This is a genomic window from Streptomyces sp. NPDC002994, assembly GCF_040611155.1.
Taxonomy (GTDB): Bacteria; Actinomycetota; Actinomycetes; order Streptomycetales; family Streptomycetaceae; genus Streptomyces.
In genome coordinates, this window is the sequence record NZ_JBEXNQ010000019.1 from 69,346 (window position 1) to 88,337 (window position 18,992).

Here is an 18,992-nt window from a genome sequence, read left to right on the forward strand (position 1 = left end):
CGGCATCCGCAGCCCACTTGGCGACGCCTGCGGAGAGCAAGGCAGCAACCCTCTGGCACCGCGGACACGGCACATGAAATGAGGTCTTACACCCAGTGTTGTGTCGGTGGACGGTACACCAGCTCGGACCATGCGGTGCTACGCCGTTTTGAGGCGTGGGGTGGCTGATAGAACGTGATTCAGACGTGGGTGTCGGTGCCGACGGAGTAGTGGAAGGCCGGGGTAGTTACGACACCGAGCTGGATGGGCGTTTGCTGCTGGAGGGGGCAGCAGCAAACGGGCCCCGGCTGCAACAGCCGTCCACACGAGTGGACGCATATGGGCCCAGACAGCTTGGAAGCGGAGCAACATAGCGCGGGATCGCCGGATAGCCAAACCGGCGACCCCACGGATCATTGTTGGTCCACCGCCACTACCTGCCCCCACGTCCGGCTGTCCGGGCGCGGTCAGCAGTGTGCTGACCTGTGGTTCGACGGTTCGCGTCCAGGCTGCGGACTGAGCTGGACGAAGGTGAACGCAACCAAGGTGCAACCAGAGTCTGGGCTCGTTCTCCCTGCTCAGCGCTGTATCCAGCGATGACCAACGGGGCCCTTCCGGCATCCCTCGCGCTGTCCGCATCGCTCTGCATGGAGCCCGGCCAGCCCGTGGCCGTACGGTGAAAGGGGTGCATGGCGGGCGGCTGGGACCGCCGCCCGGAGACCGAGAGAAAGCCTTCGCCATGGTGAAACCGCCCGGCCGCGAACGCGAACGCGACACCGAAGCCGGCCATCGCCCGGCGGTGACTGACGGACTCGATCGGGCCGGTGCCGGGCAGCTGCTGCTGGAGCGTGAGGACGAGCTGCGGCGTCTCGGGGCGGCGATCTCCAGAGCGGAGGCCGGCGCGGGCATGGTCGTGGCGGTGGAGGGCTCGGCGGGGATCGGCAAGACCCGCCTGCTGCGGGCGGCGATGGAGCGTGCGGCAGAGAGCGGCATGGCCGTCGTCAGCGCTCGCGGCGGGCAGATGGAGACCGAGTTCGCGTTCGGCGTCGCCAGGCAGCTGTTCGAGCCGGTACTGACCGCCACGGAGACCAGCGAGCGTGAGGTGCTGCTGGAGGGAGCGGCCGCTCCCGCCGCGTGGCTACTCGGCGGCGGCCCGGCCGATCGCCTCGGTGAACCGTTCGGCGGCGATCGCAGCTTCGCCACGCTGCATGGCCTCTACGGGCTGACCGCGAAGCTGGCGGCGCGCACGCCGCTGCTGATGGTGGTCGACGACGCGCACTGGGCCGATGCGCCGTCGCTGCGGTTCCTCGGCTATCTGGCTCGGCGCGTGTACGGCCTGCCCGTACTGCTGCTCGTGGCCGTGCGCCCGGAGGATCCTGGCGCCCATGGACTGCTGCTCACGGAGCTGGTCGCGGGCCCGGAGGTCGACGTCGTCAGGCCGGGGCCGTTCACGCTCGACGCGGTACGAACCCTGGTACAAGACACCTTCGCGGCAGTGCCCCTCGACTCGGGGTTCGTCCGTGGTTGTTGGACGACGACGGGCGGCAACCCGTTCCTGGTCACGCAACTGATCGATACCCTGCGTAGCCGGGGCGCGCAGCCGGCCTCGGCGGCGGTCGAGCAGGTCGGCGAGCTGGGCCTGGAGACGGTGTCGCGGTGGATCACCCTGCGTCTGGCGGGCCTGCGGCCGTCGGCCACGGCGCTGGCCGCGGCCGTGGCGGTGCTGGGCGACGGAGCCGATGTCGCGCAGGTCGCCGGTCTGGCCGGGCTCGATCCGGCGGAGTGCGACGAGGCCGTGGACGGACTCATCTCAATAAATATCCTGCGCGACGCCGACCATCCGGCGTTCGTCCACCCGCTCGTGCGCTGGGCGATCTATGCCCAGCTTCCCCCGCGGAGGCGGGCGCGAGGGCACCGGGACGCCGCCCGGCTGCTGTGGCACACGGGAGCCGCGGTCGAGCGCGTGGCGTCGCACCTGCTGGCAGCCGCCCCGGCCGGCGACGAGGAGGTGATCGAAATCCTGCTCGACGCCGCCCGTTCGGCGAGCCGCAAGGGCGCGCCCGACCTCGCGGTGCGCTACCTCAAGCGGGCACTTGCGGAGCCGGCCCCTGATACGTCGAGGCCCGAGCTGCTGCGCGAGCTCGGTGCAGCGGAGCAGAGCGCCGGCCAGTTCGCGGATGCCTCGCAGGACCTACGGCGCGCCCTGGAATGCACCGACGACATGGCGGCGAAGATCGAGATTGCGTTTCGCCTGCGCACCGCGCTGGTGTGGTCGGACCGCGCGCACGAGGTCGCGCCCGCCTTGGGCGGCCTCATCGCCGAGGCCGCCGAGCGCGACTCGCAGGGCGCCCTGCTCCTGGAGGCAGCGGTGGCCGGGGCCCTGCAAGTGGACCTCTCGACACCGCGTGAGCTGCGCGAGCGCGTCCGGCAGGTCGTAGCGCCGGCCCTCGCCGGCGAACCCGTCCCTGCCCACATCGCCAGTCTGGCGGCGGTCGAGGCACTCTTGGCGAACGAACCGGCTGCACGGGTTGTCCGCCTGGCCGAGGAGGCGACCCGCGGCTGGTACCAGGTGCCCGAGTTCGCACGTGGGCCGATGAGGGCCCAGCTCCTCGTGGCGCTGATATTCGCCGATGGCGACGCGCTCGCCCGGCGGCTGCTCGACGACGAGGTCGAGGATGCACACCACCACGGGTCGGCGGCGCAGTTCTTGAACGCGGCTGTGCTCCGCTCGACGCTTTTCCACCGCCTGGGCATGCTGGCCGAGGCCGAGGCGGATGCTCGCGCCGCGCTTGAGGCGGCGCACCTCCAGTCGGGGCGGGGGCGGTCGGGCAGCGTGCGGTCGGCTCATTCCCTGCATGCTCCGATGGCGGTCGCTGTGCTGGTGGACAGTCTGATCGAACGCGGGAACGTAGGGGACGCCGAGCAGTTGCTGGCGGAGACCGGCCTGGCCGATGCCGACAGTCCGCTGCTGCTCTTCACCTTGCTGATCGGCGCCCGCGCCCGGCTGCGGGCCGCCCAGGGCCGGACGTCGGAAGCGGTCAATGAGCTCATGGCCCTGGGGGCCCGGATGGAGAGCGCGATTGTGACCCCCGCGCTGGTGCCCTGGCGGTCGCAAGCGGCGCATGCCCTCGTAGCAGCGGATGCCGATGCGGCACGTCGGCTGGCCCGCGAGGAGCTCGGTCTCGCCCGCGTGTTCGGTGCACCGCGAACGCTCGGGGTGGCGCTGCGTGCGGCCGCCCTCACGGGCCGTGGGGACGAGCGGGTGCACCTGCTGCGCGAAGCGGTCGCGGTGCTGGAGGACTCGCCGGCACGTCTGGAGCAGGCGCGCTCACTCGTCGAGTTGGGCGCCGTGTTGCGGCGCCAGGGCCACCGCCTTGAGGCACGGACCGCGCTGGAGCGCGGGATGGATGGCGCGTGGTCCTGCGGGGCTACTGTGCTGGCACAGCGGGCGCGCGAGGAGCTTCGGGTCGGCGGTGCGCGGCCCCGCCGACTGGCGCTCAGCGGGGTCGACGCGCTCACCGGCGCGGAGCGCCGTGTCGCCGACCTCGCCGCCCGGGGCTCCACCAACCGGCAGATAGCACAAGCGCTCGTCATCAGTCCGGCCACCGTCGAGACCCACCTGCGACACGTCTTCCGGAAGCTCGACATCGCCTCGCGCAAGCAGCTCGTCCAGCATCTCGGCGGGTGGCACGAGCCCGGAGCCCGGTAGGCGGAATTCTCAGGGTCCCGGCCGGAAAATGTCAGCGTCGGTTCGTCGACGCGAAGGCGCCCGCCGATCGCCGACGATCGTTTCAGACAACGATCGCTTCTGAGAACGGACAGACCCGGGAGCCACCGCGACAGTTCGGGGCCGGCGACCGCGGGGAGGCGAAACGACATGGCTGCACAGCAGGAGAGCCATCACGACTACGTGATCGTCGGAGCGGGCACGGCCGGTTGCGTGCTCGCGGCGCGGCTGTCGGAGCGCGACGGTGCACGCGTGCTGCTGCTGGAGGCGGGAGGTCCTGCGACCCTCGACCTGCTCGCGGTCCCGCAGGCGTGGCCGGCGCTGATGAGGACCGAGGTCGACTGGTGCTACGCGACCGTACCCCAGGCCGGCACGGCCCACCGCGAACACATCATGCCCCTCGGCAGGGTGCTCGGCGGCTCCAGCGCGATCAACGCCATGGCCCACATCCGCGGGCACCGGGCCAACTTCGATCGCTGGGCACGCGAGGGCGCGACCGGTTGGGAGTACGACAGCGTGCTGCCGTACTTCAAACGCTCGGAGCACGCCGAGGGACGCCACCCGGCCTACCGCGGTGTCGGCGGACCGCTGCGCGTCGCACCGGCGCACCACCGCCATCCGCTCTCCCGGGCACTGTTCAACGCCGCACTCGAGGTGGGAATCCCCGCGACCGAGGACAGCAACGGTGAGCAGCCTGAGGGCGTCTGCTGGCATGAGCTCAACATCGTTGACGGCGCGCGCCAGAGCGCGGCCACCGCCTATCTTGAGCCGAGCTCCCGCCGCCCGGGCCTCACCATCGAGACCGGAGCGCTCGCGCTGCGCGTGCTGCTCGACGGCGATCGCTGCGTCGGCGTCGAGTACGCCGTCGACGGCCACACGCGTCGAGCCCGGGCGGCGGAGGAGGTCGTGCTCGCCGCTGGTGCGGTCGGCTCGCCGAAGTTGCTCATGCTGTCCGGGCTCGGTCCCGAGTGGCATCTGCGCGAGCTCGGCATCGACGTCGTCGAAGACCTCCCGGGCGTCGGCGCGAACCTCCATGACCATCCGCTCGCCGGCATCACCTACGAGGCGCGCCGTCCGGTCGAGCCCGGCGCCAATCAGCACGGCGAAGTCAGCGCGCTCCAGCGCACGGGGCGGGACGGTCAGGACATGGACGAGCCCGACCTCCAGTTCGTCTTCATCGACGTGCCCTTCCATCCACCGGACCTCCAAGGCCCCGCCAACGGCTACACCATCGGCTTCGCGGTCATGACGCCCGTCTCGCGCGGCACGCTGAGGCTGGCCGGCCCGGATCCGGCGCAGGCGCCGCGGATCGACCCCGGCTACCTGGCCGAGCCGCAGGACGTACGCCGCATGCTGGTCGGATTCCAGCGGGCGCGGGAGATCGGCGCGGCGTCCGCCCTGGCCGAGTGGCGCGATCGGCAGGTGCTGCCTGAGCCCGAGGTCATCGACGGTGCCGCCGCGCGCGACTACCTGGCGCGCTGCACAGGCACCTACTTCCACCTCGTCGGAACCTGCGCGATCGGCCGGGTCGTCGACCCGCAACTGCGCGTGCACGGCATCGACGGCCTGCGCGTCGCCGATGCGTCGGTGATGCCCTCGATCGTCTCGGCGAACACGAACGCGACCACGGTGATGATCGGCGAGCGGGCCGCCGCACTCATCGCCGGACATCAGGGTTATCAGCGGTAAAGCTCAGTGCCGGCCCCATGATGCGTAGTCACCTCACGGATGCCCACGATGGGACCGACGACGAAGGGCGGGCAAGGGCTGTGGTGCCCGTACCCCACCGACGACAAGACGACAAGGAGGCTGACGATGTCTTCGCACGCGATCATCCAAGCCCCGGACCTGGTCCGGGAGCGGCTCTTCATCGGCGGCGACATGGTCGAGCCGGAGGCCGACGACCTGCTGGAGGTCATCTCTCCGGCCACCGAGGAGAGGATCGGTTCCGCTCCTTCCTCGACGCCCGCCGACATCGCCCGGGCTGTCCACTCGGCCCGTGCCGCCTTCGATTACGGACCGTGGCCGCGCATGTCCCCGGCGGAACGAGCGGACGCGCTGGGGCCCTTCACCGACCATCTCCGGACGCGCATCCCGCAGATCGCTCAGCTCATCACCGAGGAGATGGGCTCGCCGATCACCTTCTCGAACCGCCTCCAGGCACCTGTTCCCGTGATGCTCCTCGACTACTTCCGAGAACTCGCCATGACGTTCCCGTTCGAGGAGGACCGCGCGGGGCTGACTGGACCGGCCCGGATCCTTCGGGAGCCGGTCGGCGTCGTCGGGCAGATCGTCCCGTGGAACGCCCCGCTCATCCTCACGATGGTCAGCCTCGCCCCGGCTCTGCTCGCGGGCTGCACCGTGGTGCTCAAGCCCGCGCCCGAGACGCCGCTGGACGCGTACCTGCTCGCCGACGCCGCGTTGGAGGCCGGGCTGCCTGCGGGCGTCCTGAACATTGTGCCCGCCGACCGCGCGAACAGCGAGGCGCTTGTGCGTCACCCGCTGGTCGACAAGATCAGTTTCACCGGTAGCTCGGCAACTGGACGACGCGTCGCCACCCTCTGCGGCGAGCAGTTCAAGCGAGTCACGCTCGAGTGCGGCGGGAAGTCGCCCGCCATCATCCTGGAGGACGCCGACCTCGACACCGTCGTGCCTGCCCTCATGCCGTACGCGATCATGATGTCCGGCCAGCACTGCCTGGCGCAGACCCGGATCCTCGCGCATCGCAGCCAGTACCGGCAGACGGTCGACGCGATCTCCCAGGCGGCGTCCGCGCTGAGGGTCGGTGATCCGCACGATCCCGCCACTGAGGTCGGCCCCCTGGTGGCGGAACGCCAGCGGCGCCGGGTCGAGGACTACATCGCCAGCGGGCGGCAGGAAGGCGCGGTGGTCACCGTGGGCGGCGGCCGGCCCTCTGGCCGGCCGAAGGGCTGGTACGTCGAGCCGACGGTCTTCGCCGACGTCGAGAGCCAGATGCGCATCGCCCAGGACGAGATCTTCGGCCCCGTGCTCGTCGTGATCCCGTTCGACGACGACAACGACGCCGTCCGTATCGCCAACGACTCCAAGTACGGCCTCTCAGGCAGCGTGTGGACCCCTGACCAGGACCGTGCCCTGTCGATCGCCCGTCGCGTCCGCACGGGAACCCTGACGGTCAACGGGTACCGCATCGAGTTCGGCGCCCCCTTCGGCGGCTACAAGGAATCCGGGATCGGCCGCGAATTCGGGCCCGAGGGACTCGGTTCCTTCCTTGAATACAAGACGATCAACCTCCCCAATGGCACGGCCCACTGACGGGCAGACCGGGCAGGACTCGCTGAATGGGGGTACGCAGTCACCAGACTGAGACGGCAACGAGACCGAGCATGACGATGGTCGGGACCACAGCGGGTCCGGACCATCGTTTGCCCTGTGGGCAGAGGCAGAGGAAACAAGATTCGAACTCGTGAGGGGTTGCCTCCCCGCTGCCAGTTCCACCCGCGCCGTCGACGCCGCACAGCTGGTACTCCGGTGCGGGTGCCACCACAAGCGTACGGACCGGGTCGTGGCACCGCGAATACCGGAAGGCGCCGACCGTCAGCGGCGGCCCATGGTGCACCTCAGGGCCGTGAAGTCGAACGCGGAGGCGGTGGAGCCAGGACAGCGGCACCGCCACCCCAAGCCCCGCCGCGGTCACCGGCCATCCCCCGGGCGCCCAGGATCAGTGCCGCAGGACGCCCCTCGAGGCGTCAGCGCCCGTCTTCGATCGCGGCACGCGAACAGCTGTTGCGCGCATCCGCCTTCGGGTCGAGCTGGGTGACCGCCCCGACTGCCGCACCGGATCACCTGACCACAGCCCCTCACGCCGATGCGGTTCGACACCGACTGCTCGACGTCGCCAGCCTCACCAAGATCCGGACCATACACGGTCCAACACCCCAAGGTCTGCTCCAGAGAGCACTATTCGTGCTGGTCAGAGGGACGCGGTCGCTGTACCACCAGCAGACGAAGAACCTCCTGGTCAGCTACTCGCCGAAGGAGCTGGGCTTCTTCTAGACGCAGAAGGCCGCGGGGCGAATTACGAAGCTACTCCCGATATCCCCCATCGCTATCCCACCTCTGACCAGCTGTTCCGGTGCATTTCCGGGCCAAGGACCGGCCAAGGCACCCTACGCACCGCTCTCCGGTTCATCCCACCGCCGCATCGACTCCTCTATCAAGTGATTGGCGTGGTTCCGTGCCTCGGCCAGGAACTTGGCGTAGTAACGGAAAAGGACCTGGATGCTCTGTCCGGCTCGGCGCGCACACTCCGCAGGGTCGACGCCGGATGCAAGCCAGAACGAGATTCCTGCGTGGCGTAGGCCGTAGGGGCGCTTCGCCGTAGTTTCCCGCTGCGTTGCGGAACAGACGTCCGTCGGGTGCGACACCGAAGCGTTCTATGTGCTCGCGCAGCATGCGGACGAGTACGGGCGGGATGGGCACCGTCCGCGTGGCTTTGGCTGCTCGCCGTTTCAGTGAGTGGATCTCGTGGACGGCGCCGTCATTCGTCCACTCTTCCCGGCCGTCACGATCCCGCCCTTGAGGCTGAGGAGTCCCCATCCACTCTCTGGCAGGCGGCACTGAGGCTTCTGCAGGTGGATGACCTCAGCGGGACGCATGGCGGCGTAGTACATGCAGCCGAAGAAGGCGTACAGGCGCGGGCCGCGACCAGGCTGGCCCTTGACCGCGGCAAGCAGGCGGGCCACCTGAGCCGGGTTGGGCACGCAGTCTGGGTCGACTTCGTCGGCGACTTCTGGCGCAGACCAGCGAAGGCCGTTCAGGGGGTTCTGGTTGAAGTACCCGCGTTCCACTGCTACCCCGAACACCTCGTTGACCGCAGCTTTCTTGCGTTTCGCGGTCTTTGCGGCAGCGGCTGTCCCGTCGACCTTGCGGCAAAGGGCGCCGAGTCCCCGGCGCAGCACGTCGGGCTCCTCCAATTCGCTGACTGGCAGCGATTGACGCAGCAGCCAGTCGAGTGTGACCTGCCACTCCTCGGGCGGGTCAGCCTTCCAGGCGCTCTTGTTGAATGCCCATGAGTACAGCGCCCGCCGCAGTTCACGAGGCGCCCGGGACACGAGTTCTGGCTCAACAACGGCTGGGGTGATGGTCGCGAGGGCGTCGGCAAGCGTGCGGCGTGTATTTCCTGGTGTGCGATCCCACCGCTGCTCGATGTACTCCCTCGCCAGGACGTACCACTTAGTGCGCTGCTTCAGGGTCCGGAGCTCGGAGGCCGGCAGACCTGTCCGTGCGTCGAATCAGGATGCCCTCGACGGTGGACACGGCCAGCCCCGTACCGGGCTCACCGCCCTTCCGCCGACCACTCCTCATGAGTCCGTCGATGAAGTCCTGTACGTGATCCTCGGTGAGGTCCTGGAGCCGGATTTGTCCAAGCTCGTCGTGGACGTGCACCAAGGCGAGCTGATACGTCCGGATGGTGGTCGCCTCGACGTCGCGGGCCTTCCGCTTCAGCCACTCGTCGAGCCATTCCCCCAGCGAGATCTTGTTCGGGGTTACGAAATTGCCAGCGCTCGCTGCGAATGCCCGCTAGTTCGGCGCGGGCCTCCTTTAGAGTGTCCTTGGCCCCTTCGCGTTCGCCGGAAGCTTCTTAATCGGATCAGACAAAAGCACTCGCTCTCTTTGAAGGCGTGGAAAGTCCGAGGAAACGGAGGCGCCACTACGTTCAGCGAAAGGAGCACGGGTGCCGCTCTCTTGCTCCTCGGATTGACCGCGCTCTCCACTGCTTCCGATACGGCTCTACCGCCAAGCACAACCGAATGCGAACAGCCTCAATGGGTCACCATGATCGCCGGTTTGGCTAACCGGCGAACGTGGGCTACATTCCGCTCGCGCTCAGCCCCTATCCACCCTGGGTGACCAACCATGGCACCAGTCGGCACGCCCTCAAGTGCCCGCCTTGCTGGTCCGCAACCAGCAGCTCCGCCTCGCAGAGGTGTCGGATTCTCGCGGTAACAACACGTTTCGCAACGCCGACCTGCGCCGCGCAGACGCGGTTAAGCACGCCCGAGACGAAGAGGACAGGGGCGGCCAGCCGGACAGATCGGGGCGCGTGCATCGATAGAAGAGACTCCTCGTCGGGTCACCCGGTAGGCCGCTCACCAGCCCTGTGCTTCCGAGGTGTTGTACGTTGACATAGCTCCGGAGGGGGTTCCAGTCCTTTGCGGTTCTTTCTCGTCTGCCGTGGGCGAAGACCAGTGCAAGTGCCCGAGAAACCGCATGCCGGGCACCCGCTTGCCTGAGATGTAGTACCGGCTTCGCCGCCAAGGCAGCCGATCTCGAGGACGAATCCGATCGCAGGCTGTCCCTCGTGCCCCATCCGGACGGCAAGACGCAGACACATAACGGTGATGCCGAAGCCAAGTCTCGATACGGTTCAATTTTCCTTACGCATAGTGGAGTTGCGGCCGTGAGTGACACATCCATGACGGTGTTGATCAGTTCGGACAGCTCGCGCGACATCCGGTAATGGGCCCTGCGGAGTTGGGCCGCCTGGCTCGGGTCGAGATCAGGGTCAGCGTCGGCAGGGAGTCCTCGGCGGGCGCCTGGGACTTCGACAGGTCGTACAGCAGCCCCTCCTTCGGGCTTCCGCCCGCGCTGCGTAGGCCCGTGGGACCAGCCTCGGGCATACGGTTGCTGTGCCGGGCCGCGACGGCCGGCTCAGGCATGGGCGCCGTGCCGGGCGGCTTCATAGAAGGGGGGCGTTCGGCGAATGCAGCGGCCTCGACGGCCCGCGGCATGAAGATGCTCATGCCGCGGGCCGCCCGGGACCAGACGACCCACTGACGGCATTCGAAACCCGCGCTCGGGAACGGACCACACAGCCCTGTCTGTTCCCATCCGTTCGTTCAGCGGAGCGCGAGCGCGACGATCTGCGTGACCGCGTCCTTGTCGAAGTTGTCGTCGCTGACGAGGACCAGCGACCGCTCGCCGGACGGCAGGACGGGACCCCAGGTCATGCCTTCGGTGTTGTCGACGGTGGACAGCCCGAGGGTGTGGAAGTCCGCGACGAGCTTCTTGCGCATGGGAACAACGTGCCGTCCGGCCAGGGAGTCCACCGCCCGTACGTCCGTGGCGCCCCGTGTGGTGGCGTCGTACAGGCGGATCTTGTATCCGGAGCCGGCGACCCAGGTGCGTTCGAGCACGAGGTAGCGGTCGGGGTCGTCCGGGAAGGCGAGGAGGGACGGAACGCCAGTGTCGGGGCCCCAAGGGCTGTCCGGGTCGGATTCGGCGAAGATCTTCTCGATGGGGTACGCGAACTGTCCGAGCACACGGCCGCCGCGGGTCTGCTGCGTGATGCGGACGAGCGCACCGTGCGTCAGGTCCGGCACCGGGCCGTCCTGGAGCAGCGGGCCCTCGACTGCGCTGGTGACCAGCCTGCCCCGGGCACCGAAGGTGAGCGCCTCGACGGCCTGGTTCCGGCGCGGTCCGCGCTCCGCCGTGATCGTGTAGTTCTCCGGCAGCCGCAGGCTGCCGCGGTGGGTGCCGTCCGGGTCGGAGATCTCGATGGACGGCTGGATCACCGGCGGCCCGGCCACGGCGGGCCGGTCGCCCTCCTGCCCCCACCAGTAACGGCAGTCAAGCGGGTCGACGCGGATCTCCTCCGGGTCGACGGCCTTGCCGTCTCCGAGGGCGGGCGAGGGGTAGACCGACCCGTCCGCCTGACGGAGGGGTCGGGTTCCAGTGAAGTCGACGGAGTGCACGCCGTCGGCGTCGACGTCCAGCTTCGCGGTGTAGAAGCGGGCGGGCTGGAGGAAGGAGCGGTCGTCGCTGATGAACACGTACTCGCCGGTGCACCGGTCGCGGTCGACGCCGGAAAGGCCACCGACCGTGGTGTCCTGGAAGTCGAGCTTGTACGGAACAATCTTCTCGCCGAGCAGGCGGGCCTGCACCGCGCGCCCCGACTCCGGCGCCGGGCCGCCGGGTTGGGGGGCGGCAGTCACCGCAGGAGCCAGCGTGGACGTCATAAGCAGTGCCGCGGCACAGGCGCGGTAGATCAGGGAGGCACTCATGCTGGTGATCATGGCCCGCCCGCTCCCGTCCCGCAGTCACCCACACGGGTATTCCTCCCCTGGGCCATCAGTCGGATGCTCGGCCCGGCCGTGATCCGCCGACGGCCAGGTGCTCCCCGCCACCTCACCTCCCGGCTGCCGGGGCCCGCTGCTCCTCGAACGCCACCACGCGCCCGGTGAGGACGTCCTCGGAGTGCGGCGCCGTGCCCGCCGGGGTGGAGGCGCCCGCACCGGCGCGGTCGCCCCGCGCCCCGTACACCACACCACTCGCGGCGTCCCCAAGCCCTGGGGCGAAAACACCGGCACAGGTACAGCGCACGCCACCACCGTCGCCCCGCCGCGCCACGAAGCCTCCCTCGGATCCTGGCCTGCGGGTGCTCCACTACGCGGACTTGGTGGGGCGGGTCGTCGGGGACGGCGGCCCGATGGCGCCGCCGGCACTCCACCCTGTTCCCGGCCCCCGGATGCTTTACGACACCTCGGACGCCGTCAATCCGCAGGCGGAGGTCGTGATCCGGGTCGGCTGATCATGGAGGCGCTCGGGTACCCGTACTCGCCTGAGATCCGGGGCAACATCGGGATCTTCCTCGTCGATGCTGAAGACGTTCCAGTGGACATGCCGGCGACGCTGCGCGACCGGATTCAGGAGGAGGCCAACCGCGCACGATCCACCCTTCGCCAGTGAACCGTCGAGCCAGTCTGGCGTTACCTCTGACTCCAGATGCGGCGTTCAACCCCGCACGGGGCCACCAGGGCACGGCACGCCGGCCGAGCTGGCCGCCAAGGAGGCCGGGCTGTCGGTCGCCGAGTTCTGCGCGCAGGCGCACGACGCGCAGAAGGCCGTGTACGACGGGTTCGAGCTGGCCTTCGACTACTTCGGCCGCAGCTCCTCGCAGCAGAACGTCGAGATCACCCAGCACTTCGCGCGCAGGCTGAACGAGAACGGCTTCATCGAGGAGCGGGCGATCCGCCAGGTGTACTCGCCGGTCGACGGCCGTTTCCTTCCTGACCGGTACGTCGAGGGCACGTGTCCGCACTGCGCGTACAACAAGGCCCGCGGTGACGAGTGCGAGAACTGCACGCGCGTCCTCGACCCGACCGACCTGATCGAGCCGCGCTCGGCGGTCAGCGGTTCCACGGACCTGGAGGTCCGCGAGACCAAGCATCTCTTCCTGCTGCAGTCCAAGCTCCAGCACGAGGTCGAGGAGTGGATCGCCACCGTCAGCGCCGAGTGGCCGCACCTGTCCACCTCCATCGCCCGCAAGTGGCTGACCGAGGGCCTCAACGACCGCGCCATCACCCGCGACCTGGACTGGGGCGTGCCCGTCCCGGCCGACACCTGGCCCGAGCTCGCGGCCGAGGGCAAGGTCTTCTACGTCTGGTTCGACGCCCCGATCGAATACATCGGCGCGACGAAGGAGTGGGCGGACGCCGCCTCCGACGGCGAGACCCGCGACTGGAAGTCGTGGTGGTACGAGGCCGACGACACCGTCCGCTACACGCAGTTCATGGCCAAGGACAACGTCCCCTTCCACACGGTGATGTTCCCGGCCACCGAACTCGGCGTGCGCGAGCCCTGGAAGAAGGTCGACGTCGTCAAGGGCTTCAACTGGCTGACCTTCTACGGCGGCAAGTTCTCCACCTCCCAGAAGCGCGGAGTCTTCACCGACGCGGCCCTGGAGATCCTGCCCGGCGACTACTGGCGTTACTTCCTGATCGCCAACGCCCCCGAGTCGGACGACTCCTCGTTCACCTGGGAGCACTTCACCGGCACGGTCAACAAGGACCTGGCGGACACCCTCGGCAACTTCGTCAACCGCGTGCTGTCGTTCTCCCGCAAGCGGTTCGGCAACGAGGTCACGCCGGTCGTGCCGCCGGCGAGGCGGAGGTGAAGCTGGGCGAGGAGATCGCACGGCTGCTCGGCGAGTACGAGGAGCAGATGGAGGCGCTCCAGTTCCGCAAGGCCGCCGCTGCCCTGCGTGCGCTGTGGTCCGCGGGCAACTCCTACCTGGAGGAGAAGGCCCCCTGGCTGGAGATCAAGACAGATGCCGACGGCGCCGCGCTGACGCTCAGTACCGCGATGAACCTGATCCACCTGTACGCGGTCGTCTCCGAGCCGTTCATCCCGACCTCGACCGCCGCCATGCGCGGGGCCTTCGCTCTGAAGAATGACACGGCGATCTGGGTGACCGCCGACCAGGCCAAGGCCCTGGACACCGTCCCGGCCGACACCGCCTTCACGGTGCCGCCGGTGCTCTTCGCGAAGATCACGGAGGAGGACCTGGAGTCCTACCGTGAGCGCTTCGGCGGCGCCGACACCGCCTTTTAAGACTCTCGCCTCTCGCGCCCGTACTGCCCTCCTCGTCATCGGGCGGTGCGGGCCGCGAGCGTCATTTGACCGACTGTCGCGCCACCGTCGTGAATCGCGTTGCAGCGGTCTTGTGCGCTCCCTATCCTCGTGGGCAACGCGTTGACGGAGACGAGTAGCCAAGGATCACGCGAGCAGAGAGAGCCGCCGACAGCTGGGAAGGCGGACTCGCGCCCGGGGTGAAGACCCTCCCGAGCGCGGGGAGGAAAGGCCGGAAGGCCCAATGCCCCGCCGGTTCGCCCCCGTCACAGGGCTGAACGAGGCCGTGCCCTCCGGGTGGCGGCGAAAGTGCGGTGGTACGGCGAGTTCCCTTCTCGCCCGCACTCCCAAGGGATCATGACAACGCCCCTGGAGGGCCACCTCGACCAGGCTGTCTCCGTCTCCGGCTGGGTGAACGCGCTCCGACTGCAACGCAAGATGCAGTTCGTCATCCTGGGCGACCACTCCAGCATGGTCCAGGTGACGCACAAGCGCGACGGCGGCCCGCTGGAAACCGTGCTCGAATCCCTCACCCCGGAGTCCGCCGTGCGGATCACCGGACGCGTCGTGGACGCGCCCCAGGTCAAACTCGGCGGCCTGGAGATCGTCCCGGAGACGGTCGAGGTTCTGAACCTGGCGGAAACGCCGCTGCCGATCGACGAGCAGACCGGCCCCGAGCACCGGCTCGACTGGCGCTTCCTCGATGTGCGAAAGCGCCCCGCCGCCCAGTTGGTGTTCGCCGTGCAGACGACCCTGGAGCAGGGACTGCGCGAGTACGCCGTGGAGCACGGCTGCACCGAGATGCACACGCCGAAACTGATGGGCACAGCCTCGGAGTCCGGGGCCGAGGTGTTCAAGCTCGGGTACTTCGACCGGTCGGCGTATCTGGCGCAGTCGCCACAGTTCTACAAGCAGATGGCGGTGGCGGCCGGCATCGACCGGGCCTTCGAGATCGGCCCCGTCTTCCGGGCCGAGCCGTCGTTCACCTCGCGCCACGCGACCGAGTTCACCGGCGTGGACGTGGAGCTGTCGTGGTCGACGACGTCGAGGACGTGATGATCTTCGAGGAGCGGTTGCTCGCCCACGCCATCGCCAAGGTCGCCGAGGTCGCCGAGGTCGCCGAGGTCCATGGTGAGGAGATCCGGGAGGTCTTCGGGATCGAGGTGGCGGTGCCGGCGCTGCCGTTCCCGCGGATCACTATGGCGGAGGCGCAGGTGGTCCTGCGGGCCGGCGGCTGGGACCCGGAGGGGCTGAAGGAGGACCTGAACCCGGACGGTGAGCGCCGGATCGCCACGCACATGAAGGAGCGCACGGGCCACGAGTTCGAAGCCAGCCGGTATGAGCGCAGGGCCGGGGTTGCGCCGTCCGTGACTAGCACCAGCAGACCGTCATCCGTGAGGCGGTCAAGATTTCGCGCTGCGACCCGCTCGGGAGCCCCAACAGCTCCGGCCACGTTATGCGCCGTCAGGAATCGGCCTGCCTACGCCTGAATGCCGGATCGGGCGCGGCGGGTTGGGGCATGCTGGGGGTGCGCTCACGCGCTCTACTTCGGTGGCAGGGGGCCGGTCGGTGTTACGCATTCACTTCACGACGGAAGACCTCGCCCGGACACGGGTGGCCGCAACAATCGGCGTCGCAGCGGAGGTCTACTACAGCCTGGAGCTGCTGAGAGAGACCCGGGAGCTTCCTCACTTCCGCACGTGGCGGTCAGCGGTCGCGGGCCGGATGGGAGCCGACACGCGCCCCCTGACGTCCCTGGTTCCGGTGCGCGGTCCCGGACTTGATCTGCTGGCCCTGATGGGCGATGTGCCCTCTCTGGACCACGCCGTGGACAACCTGCTGCACGCCCCGGTGTCCCGGCTGCGACGCGAGTTCGAGGGTCTCGACTTCCACCCCGGACACCTGCCATGGGCCAGACGGGTGTCCGAGGGCGACCGCGACGCGCGGCGGGAGCTCGCCGAGGCCGTGCGCGCCTGCCATCGGCTGACCGTGGAGCCCTACTGGGATCGAGGACGGTCCGAACTGGTCGCGCTGTCCACCCGTTGCGCGAACCTGGTGCTGGAGGGAGGCATCGATCTGCTGCTGCGTTCGATCTGCGCACCACTGGTCCGCTGGCGTCCGCCGGTGCTCGAAGCTCCCTACCCGCGCCAAGTTGAGGTGCGTCTCCAGGGAAGGGGACTGATCATCACGCCCACGCTCTTCTCGAAGCGCCCGGTGAGCTTTCTGTGGGACCCGCTCGATACCGCCCAGCCACCCCGACTGACCGTGCCGGCTCTCCGCCGGCCGCTGACCGGTACCGGACCGGCAGAAGCGGACGGCTCCACCGTGCGGAACCTGGAGTCTCTGCTCGGCCGCACGCGAGCTGCCGCCCTGCTTGTGACAGCAGAAGGCTGCACGACGAGCGAACTGGCCCGCCGCCTCAACGTCACTGCCGCAGCGGCCAGTCAGCACGCCACCGTGCTGCGGAACACGGACCTCATCACCACCAGCCGCCGAGGCGGGTCCGTGCTGCACCTCATCACCCCCCTCGGGCTGGCCCTGCTGCGGACCGGTGCCCTGACGGAACCGTGAGGCCCGAGGGCACGGCGGCGTCAGACCGGTGAGCGCAGCGCCGCCCTGCGCGGGTGCCACCGGACACTCGTGCCGAGGTGCGCGAGGCGCCGCGCCTGCCGTCCCGCCCCCCCTTTAAGCCGTGACTTAAGAGGTAGGCCGCAGGTGGCCGACCTGCCCAGGATGTGAAGCCGCAACCGGCTCATCCCATCCTGGAGATCGCATGAAGACTCATTTCGCCGCCGCCCTCGGTTCCGTCGTGCTGACCGCGGGCACCTTGCTGGGCGCTCCCGCCGCCGGCGCGCAGACCGCGGCCGTGACCGCCTATCCCACCAGCGACTTCAACATCAACTTCGGTGCCACGTGGACCAGGGGAACCGTCACTTGGTACAACCGGTCAGTCCGAATCGTTGGGCAGCACAGGTCCGCGGTGGCGGACAGTCCGCTCACGTGCCGGACCACGTGGGCTTACACCCTCCAAGCGGACCGTGCCGTGATCGACCAGGGCGGCGGCTATCCGATCGCCTGCGGCAACATCAGGTCCTACGACTTCGTCGTTCCCGCGGACCAGCCGGGCGGTGCCGCGTACGTCAGGGTCTGTCTCGATGACGAGAACCTCAAGGACCTCGCGTGCAAGCTCATCGCCAGGCCGCTTCAGTCCGCGAGCTGAGGCCAGCTGGAACCCCCGGTCCCAGCTGCTCGGGACCCGTACCTGGCGGGTGCCGGCGCGGCCGTCGCCTGGGTCAGTGAGCCTGCGAACCGCAGGTACCTCACCCCTTGTCCAGCAGGTCACAGCGCTGCCATCGTGCCATCGCCCCGACGTCGCGGAGAACTCCGAAGAGAACCCGAAACGGAGCTCCGAACGGAGGCCCGAACAGAAGCCGAGAGGGGACCAGAGCCGCGGCCAGGCCAACGGCGAGGAGGACCAGGCCGTGCGGGGCCTGCCCGGTGACACAGGAGACCCCGGACAGGCCCCTGCCCTGGTCGACACCCTTGCCGACATCTGGGCCGATGCCCACTCCAAACTCGTCAATACCCCCGGCGCCGCCAGCGACGGGCTCTCGGTTCCTGCCCTGCGCCGCCAGATCACCGGACACCTCAAGTACGAAGGCTTCACCCTGGTCTGCGCCCTACGCGGGCAAAACGAACCGGCTCATCCCATCCTGGAGATCGCATGAAGACTCATTTCGCCGCCGCCCTCGGTTCGGTCGTGCTGACCGCGGGCACGTTGCTGGGCGCTCCCGCCGCCGGCGCGCAGACGGCCGCCTACCCGACCACCCCTTTCGACGTTACATTCGGTGCCAGCTACGTCCGCGGCACCCTGACTTGGTACAACCGGTCGGTCGGAGTCGATGGAACACTCCGTGCCGTCGGCTGCCACAGCGCGTGGTTCGGCACGTACGGTGCCTCTGGCAACGAGCTCGGCGCCTGGAGCACCGGCACTAAATGCGACGTGACGTACCGGTTCAAGACTGAAATCCCTGCGGATGCGCCCGGCGGGGCCGCGTACGTCAGGGTCTGTATTCACGATGCGAACGCGAATTCATCCAAGTGCATCAAGTACACCCGCCCCTGACCCATCCGACCGGCCGGAAAGTGGCGTTGCCACACCAGCCCCGGGGCGGAACAACACCCGACGCCCCGGAGGCTCATCTCGCCGCCCCACGAGGCAACGATTCCTGCCACCGACGGCCAGGCACCCAAAGCCAGTGACCGACCGCGCTACCGGTACGGTCATGAGCCGATGCGCCAGCCGCTGCCGCATACAGCAGCGCAGAACTGACGTGGGCACAGGAGCCAAAGCCGCTGTCCATCAATGTGCCCTGGCAAGCCGTGTGACGGCCTGCCAGGGCTCGGGTGTGCCCCCGAGCCTCTCGGAGGGCAAGCTGCGCGTGGGGGGCGTTCCCTCGCCGACGTGAAACAGGCCGTTCGGATTGTCCTCCAGGAGGAGGATGTCTTCCCGCTCGGCCACGTCGAGGAGCTCGCGCCGCGCGGCCAGGTCCAGGCTGGCGCCGGACGAGTTGGCGCACTCGTTGCGGATCGCCTCGCCGCTCTCGACCTGTGGGATCTTCCACCTCGGTGGTGCCGTCGCCCGCGTAGGCGAGGACGAGACCGCCGACGGCTTCACCGAGGAGCGCCAGCGGGTACGCGACTCCTCGTCCGCGCTGGAGCCGTACCACGCCGGTGTCTACGTCAACTTCCTCATGGACGATGGCGCGGAGCGCGTCCGGCAGGCGTACGGAGAGGGCAAGCTCCGCCGGCTGCGCGCGCTCAAGCAGCACTACGACCCAGCCAACGTCTTCCGCTCCAACCAGAGAATCACTCCGGACAGCTGACGGGTACC

15 protein-coding genes and 2 pseudogenes are annotated in these 18,992 nt (G+C 69.0%); 12 read left to right on the top strand and 5 right to left on the bottom strand.

Features of this window, described 5'->3' with window-relative positions:
• The first annotated feature begins 718 nt into the window (after window positions 1-718).
• The 3 genes from ABZX79_RS24855 to ABZX79_RS24865 all read left to right on the top strand — a co-directional run bounded on the left by ABZX79_RS24855 (window position 719) and on the right by ABZX79_RS24865 (window position 7,000).
• Complete coding sequence (locus ABZX79_RS24855) at window positions 719-3,688, top strand: AAA family ATPase (protein WP_355261704.1); 2,970 nt, start codon at window positions 719-721, stop codon at window positions 3,686-3,688.
• Window positions 3,689-3,856: 168 nt separating this feature from the next.
• A complete protein-coding gene (locus ABZX79_RS24860) occupies window positions 3,857-5,395 on the top strand; it encodes a GMC family oxidoreductase N-terminal domain-containing protein (RefSeq protein ID WP_355261707.1) in 1,539 nt (512 codons plus the stop codon).
• Between the two features lie 126 nt (window positions 5,396-5,521).
• Window positions 5,522-7,000, top strand: a complete 1,479-nt coding sequence (locus tag ABZX79_RS24865; RefSeq protein ID WP_355261710.1) for an aldehyde dehydrogenase — start codon at window positions 5,522-5,524, stop codon at window positions 6,998-7,000.
• 1,196 nt (window positions 7,001-8,196) lie between these two features.
• Here the strand turns inward: ABZX79_RS24865 and ABZX79_RS24870 are convergent.
• From ABZX79_RS24870 to ABZX79_RS24890, 5 genes are all read right to left on the bottom strand, one after another.
• Window positions 8,197-8,799 (bottom strand): hypothetical protein, encoded by a 603-nt coding sequence (locus ABZX79_RS24870; protein WP_355261713.1) that lies wholly within the window; start codon window positions 8,797-8,799, stop codon window positions 8,197-8,199.
• A 121-nt stretch (window positions 8,800-8,920) separates the two neighbouring features.
• Window positions 8,921-9,223, bottom strand: a complete 303-nt coding sequence (locus ABZX79_RS24875; protein WP_355261882.1) for an N-terminal phage integrase SAM-like domain-containing protein — start codon at window positions 9,221-9,223, stop codon at window positions 8,921-8,923.
• A gap of 953 nt (window positions 9,224-10,176) precedes the next feature.
• Complete coding sequence (locus ABZX79_RS24880) at window positions 10,177-10,491, bottom strand: hypothetical protein (RefSeq protein ID WP_355261716.1); 315 nt, start codon at window positions 10,489-10,491, stop codon at window positions 10,177-10,179.
• Window positions 10,492-10,587: 96 nt separating this feature from the next.
• Window positions 10,588-11,751, bottom strand: coding sequence for an esterase-like activity of phytase family protein (locus ABZX79_RS24885; RefSeq protein ID WP_355261719.1), 1,164 nt, complete (start codon window positions 11,749-11,751; stop codon window positions 10,588-10,590).
• 124 nt (window positions 11,752-11,875) lie between these two features.
• Entirely contained in the window at window positions 11,876-12,070 is a 195-nt protein-coding gene (locus ABZX79_RS24890) for a hypothetical protein (protein ID WP_355261722.1), read from the bottom strand.
• A 55-nt stretch (window positions 12,071-12,125) separates the two neighbouring features.
• On the opposite strand from ABZX79_RS24890, the gene ABZX79_RS24895 reads away from it, so the two are divergent.
• The 9 genes and pseudogenes from ABZX79_RS24895 (at window position 12,126) to ABZX79_RS24935 (ending at window position 18,984) form a co-directional block, all read left to right on the top strand.
• Window positions 12,126-12,278 carry a hypothetical protein gene (locus tag ABZX79_RS24895; protein WP_355261725.1) on the top strand — a complete coding sequence of 51 codons (153 nt, stop codon included), beginning with the start codon at window positions 12,126-12,128 and terminating at the stop codon, window positions 12,276-12,278.
• 2 nt (window positions 12,279-12,280) lie between these two features.
• On the top strand, window positions 12,281-12,436 hold the full coding sequence (locus ABZX79_RS24900; protein ID WP_355261893.1) for a hypothetical protein: 156 nt from the start codon (window positions 12,281-12,283) through the stop codon (window positions 12,434-12,436).
• A 70-nt stretch (window positions 12,437-12,506) separates the two neighbouring features.
• Window positions 12,507-14,080: pseudogene (metG, locus tag ABZX79_RS24905) on the top strand (methionine--tRNA ligase); the annotation flags it as partial.
• Between the two features lie 375 nt (window positions 14,081-14,455).
• Window positions 14,456-15,423 (top strand): annotated as a pseudogene (locus ABZX79_RS24910) (amino acid--tRNA ligase-related protein); the annotation flags it as partial.
• A gap of 244 nt (window positions 15,424-15,667) precedes the next feature.
• On the top strand, window positions 15,668-16,669 hold the full coding sequence (locus ABZX79_RS24915; RefSeq protein ID WP_355261728.1) for a winged helix-turn-helix domain-containing protein: 1,002 nt from the start codon (window positions 15,668-15,670) through the stop codon (window positions 16,667-16,669).
• 202 nt (window positions 16,670-16,871) lie between these two features.
• A complete protein-coding gene (locus tag ABZX79_RS24920; protein WP_355261731.1) occupies window positions 16,872-17,318 on the top strand; it encodes a hypothetical protein in 447 nt (148 codons plus the stop codon).
• Between the two features lie 262 nt (window positions 17,319-17,580).
• Window positions 17,581-17,826 carry a hypothetical protein gene (locus tag ABZX79_RS24925; protein WP_355261734.1) on the top strand — a complete coding sequence of 82 codons (246 nt, stop codon included), beginning with the start codon at window positions 17,581-17,583 and terminating at the stop codon, window positions 17,824-17,826.
• A complete protein-coding gene (locus ABZX79_RS24930; RefSeq protein ID WP_355261737.1) occupies window positions 17,823-18,224 on the top strand; it encodes a hypothetical protein in 402 nt (133 codons plus the stop codon). The genes ABZX79_RS24925 and ABZX79_RS24930 overlap by 4 nt, the downstream gene beginning before the upstream one ends.
• Window positions 18,225-18,600: 376 nt before the next feature.
• The gene (locus ABZX79_RS24935; RefSeq protein ID WP_355261740.1) at window positions 18,601-18,984 is read left to right on the top strand and encodes a BBE domain-containing protein; all 384 of its coding nucleotides are present in this window, start codon (window positions 18,601-18,603) and stop codon (window positions 18,982-18,984) included.
• Window positions 18,985-18,992: the final 8 nt, after the last annotated feature.